At 36.9% G+C, this 12,848-nt stretch carries 9 protein-coding genes; 7 read left to right on the forward strand and 2 right to left on the reverse strand.

Features of this window, described 5'->3' with window-relative positions:
• Nucleotides 1–732: 732 nt before the first annotated feature.
• Both DYY65_RS09645 and DYY65_RS09650 read right to left on the reverse strand, forming a co-directional pair.
• Nucleotides 733–1,878: an aldo/keto reductase gene (locus DYY65_RS09645; protein ID WP_162477751.1), complete on the reverse strand. Its 1,146-nt coding sequence runs from the start codon at nucleotides 1,876–1,878 to the stop codon at nucleotides 733–735.
• Between the two features lie 1,522 nt (nucleotides 1,879–3,400).
• Entirely contained in the window at nucleotides 3,401–3,610 is a 210-nt protein-coding gene (locus tag DYY65_RS09650; RefSeq protein ID WP_162477752.1) for a hypothetical protein, read from the reverse strand.
• A gap of 293 nt (nucleotides 3,611–3,903) precedes the next feature.
• Between DYY65_RS09650 and DYY65_RS09655 the strand changes: the two genes are divergently transcribed.
• The 7 genes from DYY65_RS09655 to DYY65_RS09685 all read left to right on the forward strand — a co-directional run bounded on the left by DYY65_RS09655 (nucleotide 3,904) and on the right by DYY65_RS09685 (nucleotide 12,540).
• On the forward strand, nucleotides 3,904–4,410 hold the full coding sequence (locus DYY65_RS09655) for a zinc ribbon domain-containing protein (protein WP_162477753.1): 507 nt from the start codon (nucleotides 3,904–3,906) through the stop codon (nucleotides 4,408–4,410).
• A 417-nt stretch (nucleotides 4,411–4,827) separates the two neighbouring features.
• Nucleotides 4,828–5,784, forward strand: coding sequence for an SPL family radical SAM protein (locus DYY65_RS09660; protein WP_162477754.1), 957 nt, complete (start codon nucleotides 4,828–4,830; stop codon nucleotides 5,782–5,784).
• Between the two features lie 235 nt (nucleotides 5,785–6,019).
• Nucleotides 6,020–6,679, forward strand: a complete 660-nt coding sequence (locus DYY65_RS09665) for a peroxiredoxin family protein (protein WP_162477759.1) — start codon at nucleotides 6,020–6,022, stop codon at nucleotides 6,677–6,679.
• 300 nt (nucleotides 6,680–6,979) lie between these two features.
• Entirely contained in the window at nucleotides 6,980–7,915 is a 936-nt protein-coding gene (locus tag DYY65_RS09670; RefSeq protein ID WP_162477755.1) for an EF-Tu/IF-2/RF-3 family GTPase, read from the forward strand.
• Between the two features lie 369 nt (nucleotides 7,916–8,284).
• Complete coding sequence (pth2, locus tag DYY65_RS09675; protein ID WP_162477756.1) at nucleotides 8,285–8,644, forward strand: peptidyl-tRNA hydrolase Pth2; 360 nt, start codon at nucleotides 8,285–8,287, stop codon at nucleotides 8,642–8,644.
• Between the two features lie 427 nt (nucleotides 8,645–9,071).
• A complete protein-coding gene (locus tag DYY65_RS09680) occupies nucleotides 9,072–10,745 on the forward strand; it encodes an acetolactate synthase large subunit (RefSeq protein ID WP_162477757.1) in 1,674 nt (557 codons plus the stop codon).
• Nucleotides 10,746–11,601: 856 nt separating this feature from the next.
• Nucleotides 11,602–12,540: a S1C family serine protease gene (locus DYY65_RS09685; protein WP_162477758.1), complete on the forward strand. Its 939-nt coding sequence runs from the start codon at nucleotides 11,602–11,604 to the stop codon at nucleotides 12,538–12,540.
• Nucleotides 12,541–12,848: the final 308 nt, after the last annotated feature.

Raw genomic sequence — 12,848 nt, forward strand, 5'->3', positions numbered from 1 at the left:
ATTACCGTTCTAACCATTTGCCGTACCCTTGGCTGCAATGCCACCATTACCACCATTACCGCAATCGGTAGTACTGCAAGTAGTTCCATTAGCTCATTAGATGTACCCAGTAGTACGTCGTTGCCACCATTACCAGATTTTGAATTGCCGCTGTTATGTGAATTGTGATCACTACCACTTCTCCCATTAAATGTACCCAATACTGCTATTCCGCCATTACCACCATTACCATTGGTTGAATTACCAGAATTAAAACTATTGAAGCACCACCAGCTCCACCTTGGACGTTATCAACTTAAAAGTTATAAGATAATATTTCTAACACAAATCATGATAGTTTTAGCTGCATCAGGTCCATGTAAAGTATCTTCTTAGAACTGTAAAGGTGTAAAGTATATAAAGTATCTTCTTAGAAGCCGAAAATAGAAAATAGTTTAATCTTACAACATCCGTTCCCTCTTCTCCTATATCAATAGTAATCAATCGTATTTAATGAGTTATTAATCTGTCTTTTTTCTTCTTTTGTCTATATTTTTTATAAGCATCATTCCCATAGGTAGTGGGCGATTCTGTATTATCTTCTGATGCTTCAATGTTACTCATCGGAGAAGTATAGCTCAATATTGGATATATCAGTATTAAAAATTATGGGCCAAGCTAATGCTAATGAATCCAATTGAGACTACGTCATAAACGACTGAATTGGTATTATCCAAAAATGTGGTGCGGAATTCACGATTTTTTGAACAAGATCGCACATGATTTTTCGAACTGTTCTTTGCTCATTGGAGGTATGTCTGAAACTCTAAGATTCTGTTCAACGTGTTCTCGTTTCTTTTGACCTATTAATGGTGCAATTATAGATGGACTTGAACGAATTATTTGGATTAATTTTGCAACTTGATCGCCTGATCCGCCATAGTCCGGAATACTCGCTCTAAGTAACTGCCCTTGGAATAATGGAATACTTGTAAATATTCCTATGCGCAACCTTGCTGCAGCCTCTAGTATGTTTAAATTTTTTTCAGCACCAACAGTCTGATTTTTGAGAACTAATGCTTCGCTATAAGCCAGATTGTACGGAAGTTGAATAAAACGAAATCCGTGTTCGTTACCTCCAATTTTTTCTGCTAATTTAACTACCTCCTCCAGGGACAAGTATTCCTTGTTATCTGGCGTTACTCTAAAGCATGTCCAAGTGGCCATTCCGTAATATCGTATCTTGTTATTTGAACGATATCTTTCGTAAATTTCAAAAACTTTCGTCAGCATTTGAATAAATTCTTCTCTGCTGACATCCTCATACCAACTCTCAAGTGCATTATGTACGTAAACCAAATCAATGGTACCCAAATGCATATTCGTTAACGATTTATCAATACATCTTTCAATATACGCAGGATTGAGTACATTGTAGCCAGAACTAATATCATCGGGTTTGATGATTCCTGTAGATATATACATCCTCTGTAAATATTCCATTACATCAATTGCGGGATAATCACCATCATTTGTTATATATCCGTTCTTAGTACAGATAAATACCTGATCTCTCGAAATAATGCCATCATTTATCAGGCTATTCAAGGCACGGCCTATACTCCTTTCTGATTTCATGGCCCTATAATTTATGGCAGTATCTATAACGTTGATGGCACCTGAGCTGACAGACTTATAAATTGCATTTTCAAGAGCTTCATCGTCTTCTTTTGTGGTGTTACCAAGATAAGTTCCTATTCCAACACTTGACAAGTACAGACCATCAAACAATCTAAAATGGGAGGACGGTTTCCCCCTCTTTTGTATCGCATTATTTGCATAATTCTTTGTGCCATCCGGAGTTGCATAGCCGTGGAGTATTTCAAATGTTTTAGACATCCTTAGTCAAATCAGTATTACCATCTAAAAACCTACCTGATATCAGACGAGCAGCAGGCAGATAATTTTGAATATTATCTCCAGATTAAACTCACGGTCAAGATTAAGGTATTGTTGTAACTTTAAACATTCAAGTCAATGCCTCACTATCAGAATCTATTATCAACCCGAAACTTCGTTGATTGCCATATGATGGCTTTGGAATTAAGTGTTGATCAGCGATTGTAATACTTGTGAGTTTAGAGTTTCTTTCCATTATTTGTATTTTTAGATACACGAGTCTATGAATAAGCATTAGATCAGCAAGCATCGAAATCGAGGTACATTACATTTTACGACAACTAGAAATAGGGACAGACCTTTACTTGAGAGTCACAATGCCTATTATTTTTTAAATAGTTTTACAACTTTGAATACAGCCAAATTGATTAAAAAGAAAGAGATCACGGAAGCGGTCAACGAGCTGAGCATCGATGCTTGATAGGGCACCGCTCCCAATTGAAGAAATTGGTAGGTCAAAGAGATTTTCGAAAATGAATAGGCAATCTCAGAAATGAGAAAAGCAGTGAACAGTTTCGTCAAATCCTTTTTCAAGATCTTATAATCTTTTTTTCCGGTTAGTGGATCGAAATACCTATACCTGTTGTCAATATAAAAGAGGCAGAGAAATATCGGTATATAAACACTATATTCTGTTAATAAAGAAAACACTGAGTTATACAGATGACTTTTGTTGTAATGAGTGTAATATAGCTGCGTTAAATAAGCAGCGGAAAAGAAAGAACAGATCCCAGCAATAATGACATTTTTATTAAATAGAATAAGGTCCTTATACTTGTGGTATATGCTGTTTTTATCGCGTCTAATTCTACTTCAACCATCCTTTAGCTTCTATGACAGTTGCCAATATGATTACGAAGAACAGAACTATATCGGTATAGTAAAAATCTTAAAGAACATAAAGATTAAATGAACCGGTGCTCATTAAGATTGATTCTGTTAGCAGCTCTTGTGCGTCTTGATGAGTAAAAAACGCATCTTACCACGTTGTGTACCTTGGCGTAGCAGCCATTATTTATTAATGTTGATGATTTTTGCATCAATGAGCCTATCAAATTTCTTTAGGACAATTGTAAATCTAAAACTTATCTCAAATGAACAAATTTTAATATTGTCGCCCAAACAACGATGAGGGAAATCATTTGTCTAACTGAATTTGTACCCAGGGTACTATAAGTGTCATAGGTCTACTTTTCCAATCATACTAAACTTGGATTTCGTTACATTGAATCCCTTTTTGTCTTTAAATTAAGACACCTCGCCAGCTACCGACAAGACAATCATCCTCGTTTTTGAAGGATATTGTTGGCCATGACTCCACTATTGATATGATGTAAAGGGTTCAGCCATCCAATTTACTATGAGAATTGCAGACATGTCTAATTCTTGGTACATTAGCATTACCTATGCACATTTTTCTCTAGTGCGTTCCAATCGTACTGAAGAAATGACAATCAGGGCTTCAGCTCTTTATCTTATAGTGAACCAATGCATAAACGCGTGGAGGGTATTTTATATCCCCCACTGCAGTAAACTTGATATCTATTACCTCAATCTTTGGGTCAGCCAGAAATTCATTTATCTCTCCTTCAAAAACCCTCCTAGCTTCCTCGAAGTCTCTCTTCTCTTGCCGAAGTCCAACTGCAGAGCCTCTAAAGAGTTTTACAGGCATGTATTGCGATAAGCCTCTTTGTCTCAAAAAGGTTTTGCTGCTGTATTTATAATTTTGTCTTCAATAGAGCTGGGAATAAAATGTAGGAAATATCCAAAAAACTTTGGAAAAATATAATCAAGCACTAATGTAGCAACTGACTAGAAGTTTTAAACATTTGCAGTAAAAGATATTTTAAGGTAGTATTTACATTTTAGCTTAATGATCTTTCCATCTCAATTTAATTTAGCCAAGTTTGCGAAAGCGAATTTAAGGGATATTGTATTAATAGCCGTAGCGTTCTACAATTACTAATGATGCCCTTTGGGGTCGATGTGCTTGGGACTCTGAGTGAAAAGTTAAAGCAGCTAGTGGATGAAACTAAAGAAAAAGGGAATTCATTTAGTGCATTAATCGAACTATACAAAGAAAATAAAGTTAGTGAGAAGGAATTCTTTTCTAATATCCTAAGTTATGTAGCCACATCATCAGCTCTGAATTTTCTTATGGTCAGGGTAATATTAGAACTTAGGTCAGCTTTGGAAAAAGGTACTACCATAAAAGATGTGACAGGTGCAACTACATCATCTTCTAACTCACAGCCAGGAGGCAGTTTTGGTATCGATAGCTTCATGTCTTCTGTAAATACGGTAGGCCAACTTCCTAATTCTGTTTCTGTGGATCAAAATGAAGGTGATTTGAATTTACGAGATCGTTCCACATCACTAAATCCCAAATCCTGTGGAAAATGCGGGGTCTCACTCCCATCAGAAGCCAAATTTTGCAGCGAGTGTGGAAACAGCCAGGAAGATACCTATTAGCGAACAATTTATCTCCGAATTATGCATGTGATTACTTATTAAGTGCTAATTTTGTCGATATAACAACTTAGAAGATACTTTCAGTGTTTGATCCTCTTTTTTTTAAAACCGGTTGTGGTTAATTTGAATGCTAACTCTAAGATGAAGAGATGATTACCACAATCAATGCATTTAAAGTACTTTATGATATCTCGAATTATTGGAGATTATGATTCTAATTGATAAATTGGGCGTTTTTTTGGACGGTCTGTTGATTAAGCAACCACATTAATCAGTAATTGTACTTGGGAGAAAATCGTGTAAGGACCTGATCTTCACGTATAGATTCATATTAAAATAGAAAGAGTATGCTCCCACCCCCCCCCTTCATCCCTTAATTAGCAGTTCTGATGTGACCAATTTTGTTGGATTGTGAACTTGTGGTACTCTAAGAATCCTCCCTCTATCGAGTTAAAGAGCTCTAAATCGATAATTCATTCATTTATAGTTAAAGGATATAACGGACTTACCATTAATCCATATCAAGGCTGCCACCATAGATGTGGTTATTGCTATGCAACATACGAATGGTCTCCTGAGTTTTATGACAAAATTTATGCCAAGAGCAATGCACCTGAAATTTTGGAAAAACAATTGAAATCTTGGAAACATGAATACGTTAAACCAGTAATGATCTCATCTGCTACTGACGCATATCAACCTGCAGAATTGAAGTATAATCTCACAAGGAGATGTGTGGAAACATTGCAAAAATTCAAATTTCCATACTATGTCTTTACAAAATCGGTAATTATCGAACGAGATTTATGGTTACATCAAAGGTATAAGGATGATTGTTTTCTGGTTTGGTCTATAACCACATGTGACGAGCAGATCAGACGTTTGATAGAGCCTGGTACTCCGCCATCCCATTCTATCTTTCAGGTTATAAAAAAATTTGTAGATGCAGGTGTATGTTGCGGTGTAAATATTGATCCTATCATGCCCTTGATTACGGATTCTCCACATCATATAGAAAGAATAATAGGTAATTGTCATGATGCTAGAGTGCAGTTTATCTCAGGGGCAATTCTGAGATTGAGAGTAGATATCTGGGAAAGACTTAAATCAATCATTAATTTGTTAGGCATAAAAAATGGTATAGAAAAATACAAAAATGACATTTATGAATTTAAAGAACCGTTGAGATCTAGGGATAATATCAATGTTAAAAGATCTTATGAAACTTGCATACTTCAAAATTTAAAACAGCGAGCATTAGAAAAAAACATGATTTTTGATTTTCCTGATTTATTTAGAGCGAATTCTGGGCCCCAAACGAGCAATCAAACTCATAGTGCAGAAGCTCAAACCTTGTTATTAAATTACTTGTAGATAGATCAACTCTATAATTCCGTAGATTTAGCCACCAGTGGTCTTCATGTTACAATATTATATTGTATTGTAATGTATTGTAAGTGTTAGAAAGTTTTGTATATCGTGGCTAATCCGTTGTCTTAGCCTCAAACAAGAACATTGAATGACTAAAATGGAATTGACTCCCACGTTCCACTTAATTGACATTGGTTGCTATGCTTTAAATTACATTTTGTTGGATGAGTCTGAATATATGCAGGCAAGAATAGGAAATAAAGCCCCTAATCTATCGGTTTCTGAATGGGTTCAAGGTAGGCCGACCAATATAGACAAAGAAAATGGAAACGTAGTACTTGTCGAGGTATTTCAGGTCAATTGCCCAGGCTGCTTCACACATGGTATTCCACAAGCAATAGACATGTATAGGAAATATCGTGATTCGGATCTAAAAGTATTAGGTGTAGCTACTGCATTCGAGGATTTTGATAAAAATACCATAGAAAATCTTAGGCTTTTGCTTACCACAGGTGAGCTAATTGGAGAACCTGTTAGAGTATTAGGGCAATATGGCCATTTGCTGCCAGGTAACAAATTAAGTTATAAAATACCATTTCCGGTAGGAATGGATGTTCTACTTAGAGTCGGTCCTCTGACACGCGAGAAAATAATGGATTTTATCGAAGCCAATATACCGGCATACAGATCTTATTCTGAAAAGGACAAGCAATCAGCTTATGAACAAGTCCAACAATATCTACAGCAAAAACAGTTTTCTGCAAAGACGTTTGAAGTGTATGGATTACGTGGCACCCCCTCCGCGATCCTAGTAGATAAAAAGGGGATGCTACGACAGACCTTCTTTGGGTCAAATGGATTTCTCGAAAGCTCAATAATGCAGCTTTTGGGTGAATAAATGTGCGAGTGAGTGCGCTACTGGGACAATGAGCAATCCTGCAGGTCTGTCGTGCTCAAGTGAATCTCATAATCTTGAGTCGCCAAAAAAACGCAAATTGCTAGTTTGATCATTAAGCATCACTTATCGGATCGTATTATCGAGCTATTCTGTTGTTAGGATGGAAGGCCCTTAATTCTGTTTGTTGTAGTTAAAAGGCTATTTACACCCGACTACGTTGGCTAGTTTATGGGTGTTCATAGGCCGCAATAGATCATAACTGACTTAAACAATTTATCGCCTTGAGTTATGTATACCCCAATGAAGAGTATAAATTTTGTTATAGTTGGCGATTATCAAATTGTTAATGATCTAGGTAAAAAAGGGACTACGACCGATTTATCCATTTATGATAGAAAAACACGTGACACTATTTACACTTGGACTGTACCTATCACCTTTCCAGATAAAATTCAATCTCTGATGCAGGCAGTCAACATTGCTGAATATGCTATCGTGAATGTCGCAAAGATAGACAAGTATCTAGGAGAGCAAATCTTAGCTCTCGATGCAATTAAGGCTAGGGAAGGATTCATTATACATTCGTACGAGGTAGATGAGGAAAAACTAAAAACTTTAATAAAACACACATCAATTTCGGATTTTAAATTTCTCACAGATATAGATCAGTTAAAACAACTAATGAACAACCTTGAGCCAAAAAGTCAAGAAGGAGATTGCATGATTCCAATAGACCATGCTTTTAGGGTGAAGGGAGTTGGGACAGTGGTACTAGGGGTGATAAAGCAAGGTGTAGTTAAGACATTTGATCAATTGAAAATTCTACCTAGCGGAAAAAATATTATCGTAAAATCGATTCAAATGCATGATGACACTGTAACTGAATCCAAAAGTCCTGCACGAGTAGGTTTGGCCATTAAGGGAATTGATGCAGATGAGATTTCTAGAGGCGACGTACTGTGCTCTCCTGAATCACTACATCTACAGACTGCTACTAATTCTATTGCTGCAGAATTCATTAAAATTCATTATTATAAAGGAGAAATAACAGAAAGCCAGACTTATGTCATATCTGTGGGTCTTCAAACTAAACCAGTAAAAATAAAATACCGTAACGCTACTGAGATTGTTATATCTTCAGAGAACGAACTAGTTTTCTTTTCTGGCCAGCCCTATGCTCTTTTAAAACCTGACGGTTCGGGTACAAGGATAATTGCAAAGGGAGTGATTCAATAAGGCAATCCATTTATGCGAGTGTGCTCTTATCACAAGCAATAAAGGCAATGTAGATTAGCAGGTAAGATTCAACTGAGTGGCCGAGGAGAATTTAGATGTGATAATTCTGTTGATGTATTGCGCTTAGAAAGGGCAATATGGTGGTGGAAAAGGATTAGAATATGAGATCTGACAAAAACATACATATGATTAGTTAAAAGTTTTAAAAAATTAAATAGACAAGGAGATTATTTTCTATATATTTATGGTGACAAAAGCTAGGGCAATTGTATTCGTAGAATATACGGGATGGAATGCCATAATTCCTTTATCTAGGTATTGCCTATTCATTTTGAGTTTTCATTAGATAAGTTAGTGAGGTTGTAGGATATGAATAATTACAAACAAGCAATAGTAGTCAGAAAGGACTTGGGTATGGGAGCAGGAAAGATTGCAGGGCAAGTGGCTCACGCAGCTGTGCTAGCAGCTGAAAAAATCAGAAAATACAATTATGAATGGTACACTTCATGGCTTTATGAGGATGATCCACCACAGACTAAAATTGTCTTGAAGGTTAATAGTGCTGAGGAACTGATTAAAGTGACTCGTGAGGCGCCCATGGAATATTTGACATTCATACATGATGCAGGAAAAACGCAGATAGCACCTAATACGCTGACTTGCATTGGCATTGGACCCATGCCGAACGAGGCTATAGAACCTATTATAAAAAATCTTAAGCTACTTTAGTACATATTTTCTGATCCAGTGTCATATTGATAACATAAGAAGTCACGTAGTGAGGATATGATACAACTAGTTTTAACACCATCCGAGTTCTCTAGTTCAAAGTACTTCTCATAGTACCCATTAGCTCTGCTCTCTTAAGTTCAAGTCAACCAGTCCTGGAAGACACAATTCCATCGAATGCTAAAGCTCGACTGTGCGTAACATTATGAGCGCAAACCAGACGATATTGACTTCATGTAATCTGTGGACTAGACCTAAAAAACATGCTAATAACGTTGTAGAGTATAGCGAAAATACCCATTTCAATGCGTGCTGAAGAAATTACCTAGCTTTATTTCAAACAGGAATGGTTCCACACGACCAATGTGAATGTTCATAACTAATATCGGTGATCAACCATTTGTTTTAGGATGATGACAGTGAGAGAATGAAGGTGTCAGATCTGTTCGTAAAGTGCTTAGAAACCGAGGGAGTAGAATACATTTTTGGCATTCCGGGAGAAGAAACTAATGATGTTATGATATCATTACTAGAATCAAAGAAAATAAAATTCGTGCTGGTAAGGCATGAGCAGGCAGCGGCTTTTATGGCTGATGTTTATGGAAGGCTGACACAGAAGGTTGGAGTTTGTCTTTCTACATTGGGGCCGGGCGCCACAAACTTGGCTACAGGAGTTGCAAATGCCAATATGGATAGATCTCCTTTGCTAGCGATAACAGGTCAGACTAGCACTGACGTTCTACACAAGGAATCTCATCAAAACATGGATGTTATAACCATGTTCAAACCGATCACAAAATGGAACTGGTCAATTCGCAATCCTGATGATATACCTGAAATTACTAGAAGGGCCTTCAAAATTTCATTAGACGAAAAAGCAGGAGCAGTGCATCTTGAAATACCACAGGACATAGCCAAAAAAAATTCTGAAATCAAACCTATAAGAGCTCAAGCATTTTTAAGATCAAGACCCAATCAAGTTTCAGTCAAAGCAGCAGCAAAATTGATCTATGAGGCTAGAGCGCCGATTTTACTAGTTGGTAATGGCTGTATAAGAGGAAATGCAAGTCCTTATTTGAGAAAATTTGTAGAGGAAACAGGGATATGCTCCATGAATACATTTATGGCTAAAGGTGTAATATCGGATAAATCAGAGAGACACTTACAAACAATTGGAATCAAAGAGGCTGATCATGCACAGATCGCAATGAGAGAATCTGATTTGGTAATTGCCGTAGGATATGATCTTGTAGAATACAGTCCTAAGAATTGGAATGGAGATCTAAAAAAGAAAATTATTCATATTGATTTCACTCCTGCTGAAGTTGATACATACTATCCGCCTATGGTAGAAATAGCTGCAGATATAGAATACACGATAGACGCTATCTTAGCAGAGTTTCGTGAAAAAGAAGTGAAAAAAGAAAATCCATTCTTTGAAAGGTTCCCTTGGTATGAAATTCCATCGGTTTTCAAAAATGTTAAGCATGAAGTAGCGTTGAGAATAGAAAGGTACGATAACGATTTATCTTATCCGGTGAAGCCTGAAAAATTAGTTTCTGCGGTTCGAAATGCGCTTGAAGAAGACGATATAATTATATCTGATGTTGGAGCTCACAAGTTGTGGATAGCAAAAGTATACAAATCTTATAGCCCCAATACATGCATTATTACTAATGGATTCTGTTCAATGGGATTTGCACTTCCCGGAGCAATTGCAGCTCAACTTGCTAAACCTAAACAGAAAGTGATTGCAATGTGCGGAGATGCCGGGTTTTTGATGAATGTTCAAGAACTTGAAACTGCAGTCCGTTTGAAATTGCCCGTCATAGTGGTTGTATGGTGTGATTCTGATCTTGGTATGATATCTTTGAAACAAATAAATGAATTTGGGAAAAGCGCATTCACAAGATTCAATAATCCTGACTTTGTAAAACTCGCACAAAGTTTTGGAGCAGAGGGTTATGATGTAAAATCTACTACCAAGCTTCCTGATATATTGGAAAAAGCAACAGAATCAAAGGATGTTCCGGTCGTGATATCAGTTAGTGTAGATTACTCTAGAAATCGAGTATTATTAGACGATAGCCTTTTCGTTTAGACAGTATAGCCCAATTAATAACGTGAAACTAAAATTGAGATAGTATCGTCAGAATCATCACCAGTAGCATTAGTAGACAGTATAGTGTATGCTTGGCCCAATTAATAACGTGAAACTAAAATTGAGATAGTAACGTCAGAATCATCATCAGTACCTATCAATCTCAAATAAAGAAAATTGGTTGGTACTACTGGCGGCACCCTTAGTTCCCAATCGACTTCAGACAGAAAATTCACCCTCAGCGTAATGAGATGCGGAGCCAAAAGATGGTGTCGATCCGCTCAAAGTCAATAATAACGGCCAGTCGACAGCTCCCTAGTCCTCCTCAAGAGGAATCTTTTAACCAAGTTGAATCTGAAGTGGAAAGATAGAAGCTAATCCTCAGCTTGGTGTATCGTAGTGATAGCGCTGGCATTCAGCTTGGTTTCATCGTGTGCTCATACCTGAGTCAATCGCTCAGAATATGCACTTCAGAAATGCTCCTTCTCTCTGATTGTGCAGAGTTGTACTACTCAAAGTTTTCATCCCACCTCTGATTGTGCAGGATTAAAATAGACGTCGTTTCCTTATCCGCTAAAATCAACTAATTATGATATTCTTTACATTTTATCCTCATTATTTACTGAACTGTTTTACAGCAAAGAATTCTCAAATTTGATGTACTATATTTCTAGCTTGTTCTTATGTACGAGAGGCAGTGGAGGGAAGCGAACATGTGACTAGGTTTCTTCGTTGCTAGTCAACAAATAGCATACCACCCATATAATATATTGTGATGAGCACAAAAATATGAGTAAAATAAAGATTCCAGCTAGTGCTACGCTTATCTCATATTCTGAGGTGATAAATAAAATACATGATACCATTTAATGATGAACTAATTGTAAATGCTGTCGAAAAAGTAAGTAGGGCTGTTGTAAACATCGCAAGCGTAAGAACAATCCGTGACCAAGCATTTCGTGCATTCCCGGTCGAAGGCGTTGGTTCAGGTGTAATAATCAACGAAAAATGTCATGTCTTATCGAATAATCATGTTATTGATGAAGCCCAAAAGCTAAAGGTTACGATGACCGATGGAAGTGTGTTTGATGCAAAAGTAATAGGGACAGATGAGGCAACTGACTTGGCCATTATTAAATTGGATTCGACAGAGACACTTCCATTCGCTGCTTTAGGAAATTCTGATGATCTAAAAATAGGCGAAATGGTAATTGCCATTGGTAATCCATTTGCTTTGACTGGCGGGCCAACTGTAACAGCCGGAATTATAAGCTCACTAAACAGAAAAATTCAATTTGAAAATGGAGTGTTGGAATTAGTCCAAACTGATGCAGCAATAAATCCAGGTAACTCTGGTGGACCTCTTGTAAATTCAAAAGGTGAGGTTATAGCAATTAACACAGCAAAGATGCCGTATGCACATGGTATTGGATTTGCAGTACCAATCAATATCGCTAAAACAGTAATGACCGAATTAATACAAAATGGTAGAATTATTAATAGACCGTGGATTGGAATATCATATGTAAAAATAACAAGACAATTAGCTCAGTACTACAAATTGCCAACTACAAATGGTGCCTTAATAGAACATGTAGAACCAAACAGTCCAGCTGATGACGCAGGGTTGAGAAAAGGCGACATAATTGAAGCAGTTGATGGCAAGAGAGTTGATGATAATACGGAAATTTCACTAAATGTGAGAAAGAAGGCCACAAATGACAAGCTAATGATGACAATTAATAGATACGGACGACGATTTGAAGTTCCAATACAGCTTAGGGCGCGCTCATAACACAGAAATTACAAGCTAGATGCTTTTGTGTAGAAACATAGAAAGAGGAGTGTCATAGCCAAGGTAGTAAGAGACTAGTTAAAGAAATCCTCGCATAGGGAACCTCTCTTTCTCAAAAGGTGTGCACCCAAGTCTACATGAACGAAAGATGATTTCCAGAGCCACTTCAGATAATTATAAAGGTCATTAGAATTTCCATCACTAGTGCGCCTACTAGTGCACTAGCAAATGAAAGGAACCTTCCATTAAATGAAAGGTCTTGTTGATCAGTTTTATTAATACCCTGCATTTTGCTCTCTTACCTCATA

This window comes from Nitrososphaera sp. AFS (genome assembly GCF_009898475.1).
Classification (GTDB): domain Archaea; phylum Thermoproteota; class Nitrososphaeria; order Nitrososphaerales; family Nitrososphaeraceae; genus Nitrosopolaris.

Coding starts and splice junctions, on each gene's coding strand:
- DYY65_RS09645 (WP_162477751.1), bottom strand. CDS start 1,878: ATGTCTAAAACATTTGAAATACTCCACGGCTATGCAACTCCGGATGGC.
- DYY65_RS09650 (WP_162477752.1), bottom strand. CDS start 3,610: ATGCCTGTAAAACTCTTTAGAGGCTCTGCAGTTGGACTTCGGCAAGAG.
- DYY65_RS09655 (WP_162477753.1), top strand. CDS start 3,904: ATGATGCCCTTTGGGGTCGATGTGCTTGGGACTCTGAGTGAAAAGTTA.
- DYY65_RS09665 (WP_162477759.1), top strand. CDS start 6,020: ATGCAGGCAAGAATAGGAAATAAAGCCCCTAATCTATCGGTTTCTGAA.
- DYY65_RS09670 (WP_162477755.1), top strand. CDS start 6,980: ATGAAGAGTATAAATTTTGTTATAGTTGGCGATTATCAAATTGTTAAT.
- pth2 (WP_162477756.1), top strand. CDS start 8,285: ATGAATAATTACAAACAAGCAATAGTAGTCAGAAAGGACTTGGGTATG.
- DYY65_RS09680 (WP_162477757.1), top strand. CDS start 9,072: ATGAAGGTGTCAGATCTGTTCGTAAAGTGCTTAGAAACCGAGGGAGTA.
- DYY65_RS09685 (WP_162477758.1), top strand. CDS start 11,602: ATGATACCATTTAATGATGAACTAATTGTAAATGCTGTCGAAAAAGTA.